The sequence below is a fragment of the Planctomyces sp. SH-PL14 genome, from assembly GCF_001610835.1.
Classification (GTDB): Bacteria; Planctomycetota; Planctomycetia; order Planctomycetales; family Planctomycetaceae; genus Planctomyces_A.
This window is the reverse complement of record NZ_CP011270.1, coordinates 1,976,636-1,993,500: the sequence shown is the minus strand read 5'-3', so window position 1 is coordinate 1,993,500 and position 16,865 is coordinate 1,976,636. Positions and strand designations below refer to the sequence as shown.

Here is a 16,865-nt window from a genome sequence, read left to right as displayed (position 1 = left end):
GAGGAGATGAACTGGCGCGTCGACTGACGGTGGGCGAAAACCTCCCTGTCGGGCTCTGTCGATCGGCGGACTGAGAAGCGGTGATTCTGGGAACGACGCTCTTTCGGGCCTCTGCCCATCACGCATCGGCCTCTTGTGTCTCCCCCGGCACGCAGAATGATTCGGCACGAAAACGGGAACTTTCCGACAACTCCAGCCGTCACACCTTTCCAGAGTGTCCGGATTCTCCGACCCTTCCACGACGGAAACCGAAGCCAGAATTGACGCTGCACGATCACGGGCAGTAGCTTTTCAGCAGAATTTCCAGGGGCGGCGCGGGGAGGACGATGGTTGGGGCACCCATTGTGTCGTAACATAACGGGTGCACTCGTCAGGCCGTCCTTCCGTCCCACTTCCCCGGGACCGGCGGCCCGAACAGTCTCGGATTCCGTCATTCACGGATCCCGGAAGGGAACACCCCTTCCTCCAAGTCGCACATCACATTTCCGATCCTGAGAGGACTGCGAACATGGCTCCCAGCCGTGCCGCGTGGGGTATCGATATCGGGCAATCGGCCCTCAAGGCGATCAAGCTGCGTTACGCGGAGAGCACCGGCCAGGTCGTGGCCGCCGCCTTCGACTACGTCCAGTACCCCAAGATCCTCTCCCAGCCGGACGCCGTTCCGGAAGAGATCATCCGCGACGCCATGCAGACGTTCCTCTCCCGGAACAACCTGCAGGGGGACATGATCGGCTTCTCGGTCCCTGGCCACTCCTCGCTGGTCCGCTTCATCCAGCTCCCCCCCGTTGAAGTCAGCAAGCTCGGCGAAATCGTCAAGTACGAAGCCCGCCAGCAGATCCCCTTCCCGCTCGAAGAAGTGATCTGGGACTACCAGCCTCTCGGCTCGGGAATCGAAGAGAGCGGCTACCTCCTCGAAGCGGAAGTCGGCCTGTTCGCCATGAAGCGCGATCAGGTCATGAACCAGCTCCGCCCCTTCACGCGCGCCAAGCTGGAAGTCGAACTCATCCAGATCGCGCCGCTGGGGCTCTTCAACGTCCTCTCCTACGACGAGCTCGGGATGCGCCCCGGCACGCCGTCGGAGGACGCCGACCACGTCATCGTTCTCGACATGGGGTGCGACAACACCACCCTCATGGTCTCGAACGGCAAGAAGATCTGGGTCCGCAACATCCCGATCGGGGGCAACCACTTCACGCGGGCCCTGACCAAGGAGATGAAGCTCAGCTTCGCCAAGGCCGAGCACCTCAAGTGCAACGCCACGAAGTCTCCGGATCCGCGAGCGGTCTTCCAGGCCCTGCGGCCGGTGTTCAACGACTTCGTCTCGGAAATCCAGCGGTCGATCGGGTTCTTCTCGAGCGTGAACCGCTCCGCCAAGATCACCAAGGTCATCGGTGTCGGCAACGGCTTCAAGCTGGCGGGGCTCCAGAAGTTCCTGCAGCAGAACCTCCAGTACGACGTCGAGCGTCCTGAGGCGTTCAAGGCCCTCGCCGGCGACTCGGTCATCAACTCGCCGCTCTTCGCGGACAACGTCCTGAGCTTCACCGTCCCCTACGGCGTCGCCCTCCAGCAGCTCGGGCAGACGGCGATCCAGACCACGCTCCTCCCGCCGGAGATCTCCCGCGAGCGGCTCATCCGCAGCAAGAAGCCCTGGGCGGTCGCGACCGCCGCGGCACTCATGCTCGGCTTCGCCGGAGCGACGATCGGCAACGGGATGGCCTTCTCATACGTCGACAATCCGGACTTCGTCGAGGCCGAGAAAACGGCCAAGGGGTTCGTCGATCAGGTCGGCGGATACAACTCGGCCTACACGGCGGAGCAGGGCCAGTTCGAAGCGGACCGCAAGCGGGTTACGGACGCCGTGGCGAACCGCCGCGACATCTCCTGGATGGAGCTGTTCGACGCCGTCAACGACTGCGTCCCCCGCGAGGACGTCGACTCCGCCGAGAAGCCGATCGAGCAGCGGTATCAGGTCTCGATCAAGGCGTTCACTTCGGAGAAGTACGCCGACCTGGCCGGGGGCTGGTTCAGCACGCTGGCCCACCAGAAGGAGTACCTGCCGGAGAAGCAGAAGGAAGCGGGACCGGAAGGCGAAGGCTACCTGGTCTCGATCTCCGGGACGCACTGGCATCACGCGGATGGCAAGCCGGAGGAGCAGGAAGTTCTCTTCCTGCACAACTACTTCGTCAAGAACCTCCAGAAGTGGCAGATCCAGCGCGGGGAAGGGCCGGTCCGGGACGTGGGGCGGATGGGGATCTCCCACGCCACGATCATGGACTACAGGCCCGAAACGATCATGTACACGCCGGCGGGACAGATCGACACGAAACCGAACAAGGCGGTCATCCCGAACGCGAACTTCCCGATGCCGATGGCCGTGACTCCGCTGCCGGGCGGAAACGTCCCGCTTCCCGAAGGGGCGCGGCGGCTCAAGCAGACGACCTTCCTGGTCCAGTTCGTCTACAAACCGGTCAAGCCGGAGGAGCGCAAGGAAGCTCCCGAGGGAGTCTCGCCGGACGTGATTCCGGAGGACTTCAAGCTGATCCATCCGGAAGAGGCGGCGAAGATGATGGAGGCTGCTGCCGCCAAGGCGGCTGCCGCTGCCGCCGCGGCGAATGGAGAAGGTGCTGCCCCGATGGACGGAGCCGCGCCGATGCCGGAAGCGGCCCCCATGGCCCCGGCCGCTCCTCAGTAGTCCGCTCGCAGTAGTCCGTCGACCCGGGTGACCGGGGTTTTGAACCGATCAATTCGAACACCACTCGTCTCGCGAGTTTTTCCATGGACGCCATCAAGAAACACCGCTTCTGGATTCTGCTGGGCCTCGCCCTGCCGATGATCCTGTACGGCTACTTCTCGGCGAACTCCTCGCTGAGCGCCGCGACCAAGGCCCGCGAAGATCAGATCAAGGCCTCGGAGGGCGCCATCCCGACGGCCAGCAATCCGAATACGCGGTTCGCCGAAGGGCTGAAGGCGGTCAACGAGAAGCACAAGAAGCTCGTCGACTCGGCCGTCGGAGGCCTCTGGGGCGAGCAGGCCAAGCTCATGACCTGGCCGGCGATCGTCTCCCGCGATGCCCCCAAGACTTATCGCGGTGAATTCAACCTGCAGGCGAAGTTCGCCTACAAGCGGGAGTATCCGAATCAGTTCCAGAAGCTCTTCGAGTCCCTGGAGCCGATGGTTCCGGAGACGATGAAAGGGATCTCCTGGACGCCGAAGGTGTTCGTCGAGCCGAAGGCCCTCACGGTCGCCGTGTTCCACCCGACCCGTCCCACCAGCAACGAAGAGGTGTGGGACGCGCAGGAAGACCTGTGGCTCATGCAGATGCTGGCGGGCGCTGTGCGCGACGCCAACAAGTATGCCGACGGTCCTGCCAACGCGACCGTCCGGGCGATCGAGCTCTTCCGCCTCCTCGGCGGGACGGGGACCGCCGTTCCGAAGTCTGCCGCAGGGATGCCCGGCTCGGGCGGAGCCGACGGGGGAGGTTACGCTGATCCCTCGATGATGATGATGAGTGGTGGTGGAGCTGCCGCCGGCCCGAAGGCCGGCGGAGCGATGGTCAATCCGGCCGAAGAGTTTGGTCCGGAAAGCGATGGAGCGATGGCAGGATCGCCCGACGGCATGTCGATGCCCGCTGACGGGGCGGCCTACGGCGGTGGTGCCACGGCGGTCAAGAAGATCCGCTACATCGGCAACGCCGAAGGGGAGTTCAAGGAACGCGGTTTCTACATGCGGGTCATCATCAGCCAGATGAAGATCCCCGAGTTTCTGACGCTCCTGGCGAACCGCCCCTGGCCGGTCCGGATCGTCCGGTTCAACATGTCTCCCAATCCCCATGAAAAGGCGTTCACCCCCGGCATGCCGATGGGGCCGGACTCCTACCCGATGGGAGTCAACCCCGAGGGGAGCGCGGCCTACAGCGGCTCGCCGTTCGGCGGGGCGTACGGCCCCGGGATGGAGATGCCCGGTGGAGAGTCGTCCTCGTTCGGAGGCGGCATGGGAGGAATGGGTGGCTTCGGTGGAAACAGCCTCATGACCCCGGAAGCGGGAGCGGCGGCGATCCTGCCGAACTATCCGAAGGTCGAGGACCGCTACGGAGCCCTCCAGAATCCGGACCTGATCCAGCTCGATGTGCTGGGGGCGATCACGATCTACAACCCGCCGAAGGAAGGAGCGGCTCCGGCCGAGGGAGCCGCGCCGGAGTCGACCCCGATGGGCGACGTCGCGGCAGCCCCCGAAGGGGCCGCGCCGGCCGAGACCCCGATGCCTGCGGCCACCGACCCGGCCGCTCCGATGCCGGCCGCGACTCCTGCGGCCAGCCCAGCCGCCGCCCCGGCCACCGATCCCGCGGCTGCAGCAGCGGCTCCCGCGGCGACACCGGCCCCCGCGCCGGCAACACCCGCCCCGGCGACTCCGCCCGCCCCCGCCGCTCCGCCGGCTGGGGAACCGGCGGCTCCCCCGGCGGCGACTCCCCCTGCCGCTCCGGCGGCGGATGCGGCCGCACCGCCCGCTGCTCCGGCGAATCCGGGAACTCCGCCGGCGGCTCCGCCGTCCAATCCCCAGTAGCGGACGACGTTTCCTTCCTTCCGCTGATTCTTGTCCGACTCCCCCGCTCGCGAACGAACCTCGCAGCGGATTTCCGACGAAGGTGAACCATGGCTGGCAAGAAATCCAACAAGGGAATCAAGGCCCTCGTGGTCAACCATGCCGAAAAGGGCGTGTTTGGCCTGGCGGCTCTTCTCGGCCTCGCCACGCTGGGAATGACCCGGTGGTCGCACTTTGAGGGGACCCCGGACCGGATCACCAACAAGGTCAAGCAGAACAAGAACGAGCTCGAGGCCCGGACGTGGCCGGTGGAGGAGCAGGAGAAGTTCAAGCTCACCGCCCAGCAGGTCCCCGCGCAGATCGTCTACGACAATCTCCGCCGGGAGTTCCGGACGGACGGGTATCCGTTTTACATGGAGATGTCGACCAAGTTCACTCATCCGCTCTATCAGCGGAAGGAACCGCTCAAGGAGCCGGTCCTGGCCCGGCTGGAAAAGCCGCTCGCGACCTCTGGCCGCGTGCTGATCCAGAAGATTCCCGCCGCCCTGCTGGCCGCCGCTCAGCAGACGACCGAAACGACGGAAAAGAAGCCCGAAGAAAAGAAGCCTGAAGACAACATCCGCGACGAGTTCCGCCGGCGGCCGATGGGAGGCGAGTTCGGCGCGGCCGGAGGGGTCTCCCCGGAAATGGCCGGGGCACTGTCGAACTACACCGCTCCCGATCTTTACTCCCCGCCGGCCATGGGCGCTCCCGGAGAGATGGGGGCCGCCGCGGCCCGGCCGGCCGTCGAAGCCGAGGGCTATCACTACGTCGCCGTCCGGGCGGTGTTCCCGGTCAAGGACCAGATCCGGCGGTTTGCGGAAGCGATCCAGCGTCCGTTCACCGACGCGGCCCGGGCCTTCGACATCATCGATTTCTCGCTGGAGCGGCAGGAGCTGGTCTCCGCCGCCGAGGACAAGTGGACCGACTGGGCTCCTGTTGACCGGGCCTCCGCCGAAGAGGTCCTGGGCAAGTCCGATGGATTCGACCCCGAGATCATCGCCGGGACCGTGACGAACGGCGTCATGACGATGCCCCTGCCGCGGCGGGTCTTCGGCCAGTGGTTCAAGGATGTCACGCATCCGTCGCTCGAGAAGTTCGAGCTGTCGACCAAGGAAGTGGCCGAACAGCTTGAGTACAACCGCAAGCTCCTGGAGAAGTACCTCGAGAATCAGCAGGCCGCCACACAGCCGAAGATCGAGCGGAAAGGCTTCTCGGGGATGCAGTTCGACAACCGTGAGGTTCAGGCTGCAGTCTTTGGCGGAGGCTCCGCTTTCGATTCGTCGTACATGGGCGGTTACCCCGGCGGGGGTGGCGGCGGCTACGGGGGCGGCGGATATGGAGGTGGCGGATACGGCGGCGTCGCGCCCGAGATGGCGGGGGGCTACGGCGGTTCCGGCGGCTACGCTCCTCCGGGATATGGCGGACAGATGGGTGGTGGCTCGGGCCTGATGGTGACGAATGCTCAGCGGCCGGGTATGGCGGGCCGCGGCGGGCCGGTTACCCCCGAGGAGATGATGAAGAAGCTCCAGGGCAAGGATCAGAAGGATCAGGACAAGACGATCACCGAGTGGATCCGGACGCGGGCGACCGTGGACGGCGAACTGCTCCTGTTCCGCTACGTCGACTTTGCCGTCGAGCCGGGGAAGACCTACCGGTATCGGGCCAAGATCGAGCTCATCAACCCGAACTTCGGCCGCCAGGCCTCGGAAGCGAACGGCGACGCCACGGTGGTGCAGGGAGAGACCCGCGAGAGCAAGTGGAGCGAAATCACGCCGCCGGCGTACGTCAAGCCGGACGTCGATTACTTCGTCTCCGCGGTCGACAGCAAGAAGCTCATGCCGCAGGCCCGCATGAACGTCTTCCAGTGGGACTCCAAGATCGGGACGGTCATCCAGGGGGCGGTCGATGCCTACGTCGGCCAGACGATCGGCGGCAAGCAGAAGACGGAAGTCATCAACCCGGCCAAGAGCACGTTCGACACGGAAGAATACACCTTCGCCTCGCGGGACTTCCTCGTCGATGCGGCGGGAGACACGAAGCTCGACACCAAGTACCACAGCGACCTGAAGTTCACGACGTCGAGCGGCGACCTGGGACTTCCGAGTCAGGCGCTGGTGGCGGAAGGGGATGGCCGGTTGCGGCTGATTGACGCGGTCCGGGCTGCAGGCGAGGAGAAGACCGCTCGCGACTACATGAAGGATCAGGCCGAGTACTTCAAGCCGATCAAGGACATGGCGATGGCGGTGGTCGATGCCAGCGGGCTCGGAGCCCTGGGTGGTGTCTCGCCGGAAATGGCGGGCGGCTACGGCGATATGTACGGTCCCCGCCAGAAGAGCGTCATGCGTAAGGGAGGCGGCGGCGGCAGCAGCAGCGGCTATGGCGGCTACCCGGGCGGGGGATATCCCGGCGGTTATCCTGGCGGCGGAAGCGGGAGTGGGAGCGGCCGTCGGGGCCGCGGGCCGATGCCGAACTGATTGGCCAGTGGATCGTGAGTTTCCAGCGGCTCCGGATCGAGTGATCCGGAGCCGCGTTTCGTTTTTGGGGGCTCCCACAGGCCCCGGGGGGATTCGCCGACCGGTGGTCGGTCTGATTCCACTGTCCAAGGCGTGTCCTTGCCGGCACGACTCTGATAGCTCAAACCCAACGTGCCACGGCAGCCGGGGTCAAGGGGGTCACCCCTTGCCGCCGGAGGCGCTTCTATGAGGAGCCGTGGGACACAACGGGCGTCCCCTTTGTGAGACAAGCGTTGAGGACTCCCTCAAAGTACACCGCTTGTGATGCAATCCCCGCGGGTTAGATGAGGGGCAGACGACACGTTGTCCGCGCTTGGACATGTGCTCCTTCAGACATCTCTCGACGGCCAGGCCTCCGGCGGGCAAAGGGCCAATAAAACACACAGGCCCCTCTGCACTCCCTACCAGGGGTGCCCCCCTGGACCCCGCTGGATTGCATGCGTTCGTCGCCTGGGCTGGCGGGAATGAGGGGGTTTCGTATTGAATGAGGCGGGATCACTGACCCGCTCGCGAGCGATCGATATGGACCGTGGAATTTCCGACTTTCTCCATCTGCACCCCAGCGACAACGTCCTCGTCGCCCGCCGGGCGGTCCCGGCCGGCACGCCCCTTCGTTTGCAGGAGGGGCAGGCCCGGCGATCGATCGAGATGGGGCACAAGGTCGCCTGCCGACCGATTGCCGCGGGGGAGGCGGTGCGGAAGTTCGGGCAGACGATCGGGTTCGCCACGCAGCCGATCGAGGTCGGAGAGTGGGTCCACGTTCACAACGTCGGCCTGGGAAGCCTCGAACTGACGCATGCCTACGCGAGCGCCATTCCGGCCGACGAGCCTTCGATCGCGGGGCGGACCTTCCAGGGCTACCGCCGCGATGACGGCCGGGCCGCGACGCGGAACTACGTCGGGATCGTTTCCACGGTCAACTGCTCGGCCGCCTCCTCGCGGTTCATCGCCGAGCACTTCGACGAGTCGATCCTGGCCGACTATCCCAACATCGACGGAATCGTCCCCCTGACCCACAAGGGGGGCTGCGCCATGGCCTATGGCGGCGAGGATCACCGCCAGCTGACGCGGACCCTGGCGGGCTTCGCCCGGCATCCCAACATCGCGGCCTACCTCGTCGTGGGACTCGGATGCGAGACGGCGCAGGCGTCGTTCCTGATGGAGAACGGCGGGCTCGTGCAGCTGGGGGCCGGCGACGCTCCACCGGCCAAGGCCCCGCCCGTCATGAACATCCAGGACGTGGGGGGCGTGCGGAAGACCGTCGAGCGGGGGGTGGCGGCGCTGCGGGAGATGCTGCCGGACGTCAACCGCTTCCGCCGCGAGCCGATCCCGGTCTCGGAGCTGATCCTGGGGCTCGAGTGCGGCGGGAGCGACGGGAACAGCGGCGTCACGGCGAACCCCGCCCTGGGATACGCCAGCGACCTCCTCGTGCGGCACGGGGGGACGACGGTCTTGTCCGAAACGCCGGAGATCTACGGGGGCGAGCATCTCCTGACGAGCCGCGCGGTGAACCGGCAGGTCGCCGAGAAGCTCATGGAGCGGGTCCGCTGGTGGGAGGACTACGCCCGGAAGTTCGGCGCGAGCATCGACAACAACCCCTCGGTCGGGAACAAGAAGGGGGGCCTGACGACGATCTACGAAAAGTCCCTCGGCGCGATCGCCAAGGGGGGGACGGCGGCGCTGCGGGCGGTCTATGAGTACGGCGAGCCGATCCGCGAGAAGGGCTTCGTCTTCATGGACACCCCGGGTTACGACCCCGCGTCCGTGACGGGTCTTGTGGCCGGAGGGTGCAACGTCGTCGTCTTTACGACCGGGCGGGGGAGCTGCTTCGGCTGCAAGCCGGTCCCGACGATCAAGGTCTCGACGAATACGCCGCTCTACGACCGGATGCGGGACGACATGGATTTCGACGCCGGGCGGATCCTCGACGGAGCCTCGCTCGAAGAGGTCGGCCGGGAGATGTTCGAGGAGGTCGTCGCTGTCGCGTCGGGGAAGGAAACGAAGAGCGAGGAGCAGGGAATCGGCGACGACGAGTTCCATCCCTGGACGTGGGGACCGGTGTTCTGAATGGCCGTCGGCCCGGGGCTGCATCCGGTTCGGATTGCCGTCGACCCGCCGGCTCAGCAGAATCGCGTCGTCTTCGATCCTCTCCGTCCCGGGAGCACGGCCGCTGGGCTGCGCGCACTGGCATGTCGCACTCTTCCTCTCCGCATCACGCAGACGGCGCTCACCGGCACAAGGAAGCTCCCCGCTTCCATCGGCAGACGACCCCCGGCGCCTCACCCGGGACGATCGTCCCGCCGCCCGATTCTCCCAAGCCTGTGCTGCAGGTGATCGCCTACTCGGCGGACCGGATCGTCGAAAAGGAGATCGACGGGCTGGGGGAACTCCGCGAACTGCGGAGGGAGTTCCCGATCGTGTGGCTCAACGTCGACGGCTTCGGCGACCCGGCGCTGCTGCAGCAGATCGCCGACATGTTCCACCTCCACCCGCTGGCGATGGAGGATGTGGTCCACGTTCATCAGCGGTCGAAGGTCGAGGACTACGACGACCTCCTGTTCGTGGTGGTTCGGATGGTGGCGCTCTGCGACGGCGTGCTGGAGACCGAGCAGCTCAGCCTGTTCCTGGGGAAGGACTTCATCGTCACCTTCCAGGAGCGGCCGGGGGGAGACAGCCTGGAGCCGGTTCGCGAGCGGCTCCGCAGGAACCACGGACGGATCCGCCGGTCGGGGCCGGACTACCTGCTCTATGCCCTTGTCGACGCCGTGATCGACGGCTACTTCCCGGTCGTGGAGGCGTTCGGCGACCGGCTGGACGAACTCGATGCCGAGATCGGCGAGCGGAAGTCTCCGAGTCTCATGACGCACATCCACGACACGCGGACGAACCTGCTCCAGCTGCGTCGCGCCGCCTGGCCGCACCGGGAGGCGCTGCAGCATCTCCAGCGGGACAGTCACACTTTGATCTCGGATGAGACCCGGGTTTATCTCCGCGACTGCTATGACCACGTGATCCAGATCATCGACGTGCTGGAGACGTACCGGGAAATGTGCGCGGACCTGCGGGACCTGTACCTGACTTCGGTCGGCAACCGGACCAATGAGATCATGCGGGTGTTGACGATCATGTCGACGATCTTCATTCCGTTGAGTTTCATTGCCAGTGTGTACGGGATGAATTTCAACACGGGGGTGTCGCGGTTCAACATGCCGGAGCTGAACTGGGTGTTCGGCTATCCGTTTGCGCTGACGCTGATGGGGGGGACGGCGCTGTCGCTGCTGATTTACTTCTTTCGGAAGGGATGGCTCCGGTAGTGGCGTCTTGAACCGCGTCCTTGCCGGCACGGCTCCCCTGGCTCAAACCCAACGTGCCACGGCAGCCGGGGTCAAGGGGGTCACCCCTTGCCGCCGGAGGCACTCCTGTGAGGAACCGTTGTAAGCAACGGGCGTCCCTTTTGTGGAACCAGCGTCGAGGACTCCCCGCTCGCCCGGGAATCCCCGCGGGTTGGTGAGGGGGCATCCGACACGGTGTCCGCGCTTGGACAGGTGCTCCTTCAGAAAGACCCCTGCGAGACGGGCCTCCGGCGGGCAAAGGGGCGTTGCCCCTCTGCACTCCCCACCAGGGTGCCCCTGGACCCGGTTCAAGAGTGCTACCCTGAGATCACGAGGTTGTCGATGAGCCGCGTCGCTCCGACCCGCGCCGCGATCAGGGCGACCATCTTTCGCCGCGGGGCAGTGAGAATCTCCAGCGTGTCCGCATCGGCGATAACGGCATAGTCGACCTGCACGCCGGGCTGGGCGTCGAGACGCTGCCGCATCGCCGCCTGGACCGCAGCGATGTCGGAGTCTCCGTCGACCGTGATCCGCCGCCGGGCCAGCTCAAGCGCCTGCGACAGGCAGAGTGCCGTCTGCCGGTCCGTTTCGCCGAGGTAGACATTGCGGCTGCTCATCGCCAGGCCGTCGGGCTCGCGGATTGTCGGGCAGACGACAACATCGACCGGGACGTTCAGGTCACGGACCATCTTGCGGATGATCGTCTGCTGCTGATAGTCCTTCGCACCGAAGCAGGCGACATCCGGCTGCACGATGTTGAACAGCTTGAGAACGATCGTCGTCACCCCGCGGAAGTGCGTCGGACGGAACTCCCCTTCGAGGACCTTCGACATCACGTCGACCGTGACCCAGGTATCGTAGCCCTCCGGGTACAGGGCCGTGATCTCGGGCATGTAGACGACGTTGACCCCCGCCTGCCGGCACATCTGGAGGTCCTTCTCGATCGGCCGCGGGTACTTGGCAAGGTCCTCGGTCGGCGCAAACTGCGTCGGATTCACGAAGATCGTGAGGACATGGAACCCGGCCCGCTTCTTCGACTCCTCGACAAGGCTCATGTGCCCCGGATGGAGCGCCCCCATCGTCGGAACGCAGCCGATCTTCCGTCCCTGCTCCCGCGCCGCCGCGACCAGCCGCCGCAATTCGCCGAGGTCGTTCGTGACCGTGAATCCATCCGGGTGCATTGCGGGAGGTCTCAGTGGGGGACTGGGGGCGATGTGCCGGACTCGCTCAGCGTTCGTCAGTCAGCCATCGGCGAACTGATGCAGGCTGACGGCCGAGGGGTTATTCATAGCGGTTCTTCGGCCAGTCGCGGGCGAGGGCGCAGAGCGTCTTGAGGTGCTCGCGATTGGTGGAGGTGGCGACGATTCCCGGGAGGCGGAGCATGTCGGCCCGGTCGTCGAGCCACATCTCGCCGAAGTGGACCGGCTCGCCGGTGTCGACCCACACCGATTCGCCGCCGAGGACGCGGGCCAGGTGCAGGGAGACCGGGTAGTCGTAGATGTTCGGCGTATGGATCAGCGAACCGGCGAAATCGCCCGTCGCCATGAGCGGATAGATGCTTCCCGGCATCTCGTCCGGGGCGAATCCCTGAAGACCCGTCCCGGTCACTTCGCGGGAACGGGAGAGGTCCTGCTTCTGGAAGCCGATGAGGTAATAGCTCTTCGACGTCGTCCGCGGCTGGTCGTGGCGGTTCGGGAGAGATTCGAGGACCTCAAGGGCGGTTCGGCGGGGATTGTCCGGGCCGCAGCGGACGACGGCGTCGTAGACTTCCACCCAGGTTCCGTGCTCCCCCATTTCGGGGGCGAAGACGAGCGAGTACAGCACCTGTTCGCGGGTCCGCAGGTGGAGCATGACGGCGTAGCCGTTCCCGGAATGGTCGGCGAACTGCTTCGTGCCGTCGATCGGGTCGAGGGCGATCGTATAAGGGCCTTCCTCCGCAAACGCTTTCAGGTCGCCATTGGCCTCTTCGGCCTCGATCCGGCACTGGTGGAAGAGCGGATCGGCGTCCCGCAGGCCGGCGACGAGGAGTTCCTGGATCGTGATGTCCGCCAGCGTTAGAGCGTCGGTGAGGGCGCTGCCGGAGGTCTTGCCGTCGAGCTTGATATTGAACTTCCGCATGGTGCGGCCGATCGCCCCGGCCCACCGCAGCAGCGGGGGCGCATGACGATGGAGGGCGGCGACGAGGGACTGCGACGGGTCAGCGGACATCGGAATCTTCCGGGACGACGACAACTCGGTAAGGAGTCAATGACTGTATGCAACCCGTTCCGGTTCCGGGAGGGAGAGGAATCCGGGGCGAGGAGTTAGGATCTGGGATTCAGGAGACCGGAACCGGCCCCGCCGTCCGCTTCCCTGGATCCGAAATCCCAGACACCCGAGTCCACTCCCTTTCCTCGTGTCCGCTTCGATCACCACCGATGTTGTCCGCGCCGCCGAAGTCATTCGCCTCGGGGGGCTGGTCGCGATTCCGACCGAGACCGTTTACGGCCTCGCGGCGCATGCGCTCGATCCGCAGGCGGTCGCCCGGATCTTCGAGGCGAAGAACCGGCCCCATTTTGATCCGCTGATCGTCCATGTGGCCCGCCGCGAACAGGTCGAGGGGCTCGTCACCCGGATTCCGGAGGGGGCCGAAGCGTTGATGGAGCGGTTCTGGCCCGGGCCGCTGACGCTGGTGCTTCCGAAGCGGGAGTGCGTGCCGGATCTCGTCACCGCCGGACTGCCGAGCGTGGCGATCCGCATCCCGGACCATCCGGTCGCCCAGGATCTCCTGCGGACCTCCGGGCTGCCGCTCGCGGCGCCGAGCGCGAATCTCTTCGGCCGGGTCAGCCCGACGACGCCCCAGCATGTCGCGGAACAACTTGCGGATCGGATTGACCTGATCCTCGACGGGGGGCCGTGCCGCGTCGGGGTGGAGTCGACGATTCTCCACGTCGGCGACGACGGCCGACTGACGATGCTCCGGCCCGGCGGCGTTCCCCTGGAGTCGATTGAGGCGGTCGCCGGGCTCGTTGCGATGCCGGACCGGGCCTCGCACGAAGGGGCTCAGCTCGCGCCCGGTATGCTCCCGTCGCACTACGCTCCTCGGGCGCTGGTGACGATCGTCGACTCGTTCGAGGGGCTGGCGGATCCGGGCGAAGTCGGGGTCCTGTCGCTGGAGCCGGTGCGGGAGCCGGGGCGGTTCGCGGCGGTCGAGGTGCTCAGCGCCGCCGGAGATCTGGCAGAGGGGGCCTCGAACCTGTTCGCAGCGATGCGGCGGCTGGACGCGATGGCCGACGTGCGGCGGATTGCGGCGCGTCTCTGTCCCGAGCGGGGGCTGGGGCGGGCGATCAACGACCGGCTTCGCCGGGCGGCGAAGTGAGCACGGGGCTGCGGGGGAAAACTCCCTACAGGGGATCTTTCCTGGGGGGGCGGACGCCGTTCTGCCAGTAGAGCCGGTCGGAGGTGACGAGGCCCAGCCGCAGGGCGCAGGTCAGGCAGAACTTCTCGTGCTCTTTCTGGATATAGACTTCGCCGTTGAGCAGCAGATGAAAGTAGTCCTGGCCGGGGGACTTGGCGTAGCAGTAGTCGTTGTCCCAGCCGATTTTGATCCGTGCCTTCCAGCCCTCCGGCTCGGGAATGTAGACGCGGCGGTCCTGCGGCTCGGGAGCCGGGGGCGAAGTGTCGGACATCAAGGAACCTGAAGTCGGCGAGAGGAGCTTCCGGATTATAGCGGGGGGCGGCCGCGACGATTGCACTTCCCGATCCCCGCCCCTGCTTACTTGCGGTATAGAATGCCGTTCGAAACACTGCGATGCCGCTTTGTAAACCGTTTGCCGCTGCGGGCCCTGTGCCTGCGGCCCCAAGGAATGACCGATGCCGATTGACTGGATGCCGCTCGTTGACATCGTGAAGGCGAATCAACGATTCGTGCTGACCAGCCATGTCCGGCCGGACGCGGACGCCCTCGGCTCCGAAATGGGGCTCGCGGGGATCCTAGAGGCCTTGGGAAAGACTGTTCGGATCATCAATCCGTCGGCCAGTCCGGATCACCTCGCCTTTCTGGATCCCGAGAAGCGGATCCAGAAGCTGGGGGAGGGGGTCTCGGTCGAGCAGGCGTGCGACACGGACGTGCACATCGTGGCGGACACGAGCGCCTGGGCTCAGCTTCACGATCTGCGGAAGGTCCTGGAGAAGACGACCGCCAAGAAGGTGGTTATCGATCACCACGTCAGCTCGGACGACCTGGGGGCGGTCGAGTTCAAGGATACGACTGCCTCGGCCACCGGGGTTCTGATTACCGAATTGGCCGAGGCGCTCGGCGTGACGCCCACGGCCGCGCAGGCCAGTGCCCTGTTCTCGGCGATCGCGACCGATACGGGCTGGTTCCGGTTTCCGAATACCGAGTCGCGGACGCTAAAGACGGCGGCGCGACTCGTGGATCTGGGGGCTCAGCCCAGCGTGATCTATCGGGAGCTCTATGAGAAATCGTCGCTGGCGCGGCTGAAGCTGCACGGGCGGATCTTGAGCCGGGTGACGGTCGAGGCCGAGGGGCGGCTGGCCTACACCTACGTGATGCGGAAGGACTTTGAGGAGACGGGGAGTCATCCGTCGGACACGGAGGACCTGGTCAACGACTGTCTGACGATCAACGGGACGCAGTGTGCGTTCATCCTGGTCGAGCAGCAGTCGACGCAGTTCAAGTGCAGCTTCCGGAGCCGGACCGGGATGGACGTGGCGAAGGTGGCGGAGCAGTTTGGCGGGGGGGGGCACCGGCAGGCGTCGGGGGCGATGTTGCCGGGGCCGTTCGCGAAGGCACTGGAGACGGTTCTGGGGGCGATGAAGGCCGCGTTGCCGCCGCAGGCCACCGTCGCATCAGAGCCGGCTGCCGCGGAGTGATGGAGTGCCTGCAGGCGAACGCCGCAGTGTGGGGACTGGCTGACGTGACGGCGGCTCACTCGGTGTGGATTCCCTGCACGAACGGCTTTGGCGAGAACAGGCCCGTCGTAAATCCATAGACGGCCAGCCCAACCAGGATCAGGCCGATGGTTTGGGCAAAGCTCAACCGTGGCGGCTCCACGTAGTACTGGCACTTCGGGCAGCGCGTGCCGAGAACGCGGTTCGGAGAGAACCGGTGGCCGCAGTTTCGGCAGTGAAATGGGATCTCCATCGATCATGGCTCCCATAGGCAAGTGACCGGGCGTCATTGACGCCCCTTGCCAGAATTCTCCCCGATTCTGCCGCTGTTTCCAGATGTCTTCAGGGACGCCGCGAGACCTTGGCCATCAAAAGGTCCCGCGCTGTGCTTTTACCAAGCGCGGTCGCGATTTCACGCCGCTTTGTTGCGAAACCTCCTGCCGGATATCCTCAACGCGGCGCCGCGCAGGTACTCAACTCGCAGTAACTCAACGAGGGCCCACCTTCGTCGGCTCGCCGCGTGGCCGCCTCGGCAATGCTTTCAGCCGTCCGACCCAGGTGGAAGGAGTGATCGGGACCATGGTCATCCGCAACGAAGAACAACGTCAGAAGATGCAGTCCGGTCGCGGCTTCATCGCCGCGCTGGATCAGAGCGGGGGCAGCACCCCCAGCGCGCTTCAGGCGTATGGAGTCGAGAAAGACGCGTGGGCGAACGACGCGGAAATGTTCGCGATCGTCCACCAGATGCGGACCCGCCTCATCGTCAGTCCGAGTTTCGACGGGGATCGGCTGATCGGCGCGATCCTGTTCGAGGACACCATGGACCGAGAGGTCGAGGGGCAGCCGACCGCGGACTATCTCTGGAACGTCAAACGGATCGTCCCCTTCCTCAAGATCGACAAGGGGCTGGCGCCGGAAGCCGATGGTGTCCAGCTGATGAAGCCGATCCCGCAACTGGCCGGACTCTTGGCCAAGGCGCAGCAGAAGCGGATCTTCGGAACGAAGATGCGTTCCGTGATTAAGCGGGCCAGCGCCGCCGGCATCCAGACGGTCGTCCGTCAGCAGTTCGAGCTGGCGCAGACGATCTGTGACGCGGGCCTCGTCCCGATCATCGAGCCGGAGGTCGACATTCATTCCCCGGACAAGGCCGAGGCCGAAAGCCTGCTGAAGGCGGCGCTGCAGGAGGAGCTCGGCCGATTGCCGCCGGGGCAATGGGTGATGCTCAAGTTGACGTTGCCGGAGCAGGACGGCTTCTATACCGATCTGGTCCGACACCCCCATGTCCTGAGGGTCGTCGCCCTGTCCGGCGGTTACTCACGGGACGAAGCCAACAGCCGGTTGCGAAAGAATCACGGCGTCGTGGCGAGTTTCTCCCGCGCGCTCCTCCAGGGACTCTCGGCCCAGCAGTCCGATGCCGAGTTCAACGCCGTTCTGGACCGGTCCATCCAGAGTGTTTTCGACGCGCAGCAACCGTCGAATTGAGGCAGGCGGCTTGGGAGTGGCTCAAGCATCGCCGCCGGGAACGAGGTTCTCAGCGGCGATTCAG

Annotated in this window: 12 protein-coding genes; 8 read left to right on the top strand and 4 right to left on the bottom strand. The window is 65.7% G+C overall.

All coding sequences use genetic code 11. The annotated features are described in order from the left end of the window. The first annotated feature begins 508 nt into the window (after positions 1-508). The 5 genes from pilM (at position 509) to corA (ending at position 10,408) form a co-directional block, all read left to right on the top strand. Positions 509-2,692, top strand: a complete 2,184-nt coding sequence (gene pilM, locus VT03_RS07725; RefSeq protein WP_075092457.1) for a type IV pilus assembly protein PilM — start codon at positions 509-511, stop codon at positions 2,690-2,692. 83 nt (positions 2,693-2,775) lie between these two features. Further along, positions 2,776-4,560 carry a hypothetical protein gene (locus tag VT03_RS34115; protein ID WP_075092456.1) on the top strand — a complete coding sequence of 595 codons (1,785 nt, stop codon included), beginning with the start codon at positions 2,776-2,778 and terminating at the stop codon, positions 4,558-4,560. An 89-nt stretch (positions 4,561-4,649) separates the two neighbouring features. After that, the gene (locus tag VT03_RS34110; RefSeq protein ID WP_075092455.1) at positions 4,650-7,055 is read left to right on the top strand and encodes a hypothetical protein; all 2,406 of its coding nucleotides are present in this window, start codon (positions 4,650-4,652) and stop codon (positions 7,053-7,055) included. A gap of 561 nt (positions 7,056-7,616) precedes the next feature. Beyond that, entirely contained in the window at positions 7,617-9,161 is a 1,545-nt protein-coding gene (locus VT03_RS07710; RefSeq protein ID WP_075092454.1) for a UxaA family hydrolase, read from the top strand. A 122-nt stretch (positions 9,162-9,283) separates the two neighbouring features. Continuing rightward, complete coding sequence (corA, locus tag VT03_RS07705) at positions 9,284-10,408, top strand: magnesium/cobalt transporter CorA (protein ID WP_075092453.1); 1,125 nt, start codon at positions 9,284-9,286, stop codon at positions 10,406-10,408. A 335-nt stretch (positions 10,409-10,743) separates the two neighbouring features. Here the strand turns inward: corA and panC are convergent, their stop codons facing one another. Both panC and VT03_RS07695 read right to left on the bottom strand, forming a co-directional pair. Next, positions 10,744-11,607 carry a pantoate--beta-alanine ligase gene (gene panC, locus VT03_RS07700; protein WP_075092452.1) on the bottom strand — a complete coding sequence of 288 codons (864 nt, stop codon included), beginning with the start codon at positions 11,605-11,607 and terminating at the stop codon, positions 10,744-10,746. Between the two features lie 100 nt (positions 11,608-11,707). Continuing rightward, on the bottom strand, positions 11,708-12,634 hold the full coding sequence (locus VT03_RS07695; protein WP_075096987.1) for an inositol monophosphatase family protein: 927 nt from the start codon (positions 12,632-12,634) through the stop codon (positions 11,708-11,710). A gap of 187 nt (positions 12,635-12,821) precedes the next feature. Here VT03_RS07695 and VT03_RS07690 point away from each other — a divergent pair, with 187 nt between their 5' ends. Continuing rightward, positions 12,822-13,784, top strand: coding sequence for an L-threonylcarbamoyladenylate synthase (locus VT03_RS07690; RefSeq protein WP_075092451.1), 963 nt, complete (start codon positions 12,822-12,824; stop codon positions 13,782-13,784). A 25-nt stretch (positions 13,785-13,809) separates the two neighbouring features. Here VT03_RS07690 and VT03_RS07685 read toward each other — a convergent pair whose 3' ends face one another. Further along, positions 13,810-14,094 carry a hypothetical protein gene (locus VT03_RS07685; protein ID WP_075092450.1) on the bottom strand — a complete coding sequence of 95 codons (285 nt, stop codon included), beginning with the start codon at positions 14,092-14,094 and terminating at the stop codon, positions 13,810-13,812. A gap of 184 nt (positions 14,095-14,278) precedes the next feature. On the opposite strand from VT03_RS07685, the gene VT03_RS07680 reads away from it, so the two are divergent. Then, positions 14,279-15,301 carry a DHH family phosphoesterase gene (locus VT03_RS07680; protein WP_075092449.1) on the top strand — a complete coding sequence of 341 codons (1,023 nt, stop codon included), beginning with the start codon at positions 14,279-14,281 and terminating at the stop codon, positions 15,299-15,301. Between the two features lie 55 nt (positions 15,302-15,356). Here the strand turns inward: VT03_RS07680 and VT03_RS07675 are convergent, their stop codons facing one another. Then, positions 15,357-15,572 (bottom strand): hypothetical protein, encoded by a 216-nt coding sequence (locus VT03_RS07675; RefSeq protein ID WP_075092448.1) that lies wholly within the window; start codon positions 15,570-15,572, stop codon positions 15,357-15,359. Positions 15,573-15,898: 326 nt separating this feature from the next. Here VT03_RS07675 and VT03_RS07670 point away from each other — a divergent pair, with 326 nt between their 5' ends. Next, complete coding sequence (locus VT03_RS07670) at positions 15,899-16,801, top strand: fructose bisphosphate aldolase (RefSeq protein WP_075092447.1); 903 nt, start codon at positions 15,899-15,901, stop codon at positions 16,799-16,801. Positions 16,802-16,865 lie beyond the last annotated feature (64 nt).

What these genes read in the sequence shown, in the direction of transcription:
- VT03_RS07670 (WP_075092447.1), top strand. Translation starts at nt 15,899, where the DNA reads ATGGTCATCCGCAACGAAGAACAACGTCAGAAGATGCAGTCCGGTCGC.
- VT03_RS07680 (WP_075092449.1), top strand. Translation starts at nt 14,279, where the DNA reads ATGCCGATTGACTGGATGCCGCTCGTTGACATCGTGAAGGCGAATCAA.
- VT03_RS34115 (WP_075092456.1), top strand. Translation starts at nt 2,776, where the DNA reads ATGGACGCCATCAAGAAACACCGCTTCTGGATTCTGCTGGGCCTCGCC.
- VT03_RS07695 (WP_075096987.1), bottom strand. Translation starts at nt 12,634, where the DNA reads ATGTCCGCTGACCCGTCGCAGTCCCTCGTCGCCGCCCTCCATCGTCAT.
- VT03_RS07710 (WP_075092454.1), top strand. Translation starts at nt 7,617, where the DNA reads ATGGACCGTGGAATTTCCGACTTTCTCCATCTGCACCCCAGCGACAAC.
- pilM (WP_075092457.1), top strand. Translation starts at nt 509, where the DNA reads ATGGCTCCCAGCCGTGCCGCGTGGGGTATCGATATCGGGCAATCGGCC.
- corA (WP_075092453.1), top strand. Translation starts at nt 9,284, where the DNA reads ATGTCGCACTCTTCCTCTCCGCATCACGCAGACGGCGCTCACCGGCAC.
- VT03_RS07685 (WP_075092450.1), bottom strand. Translation starts at nt 14,094, where the DNA reads ATGTCCGACACTTCGCCCCCGGCTCCCGAGCCGCAGGACCGCCGCGTC.
- VT03_RS07675 (WP_075092448.1), bottom strand. Translation starts at nt 15,572, where the DNA reads ATGGAGATCCCATTTCACTGCCGAAACTGCGGCCACCGGTTCTCTCCG.
- VT03_RS34110 (WP_075092455.1), top strand. Translation starts at nt 4,650, where the DNA reads ATGGCTGGCAAGAAATCCAACAAGGGAATCAAGGCCCTCGTGGTCAAC.
- panC (WP_075092452.1), bottom strand. Translation starts at nt 11,607, where the DNA reads ATGCACCCGGATGGATTCACGGTCACGAACGACCTCGGCGAATTGCGG.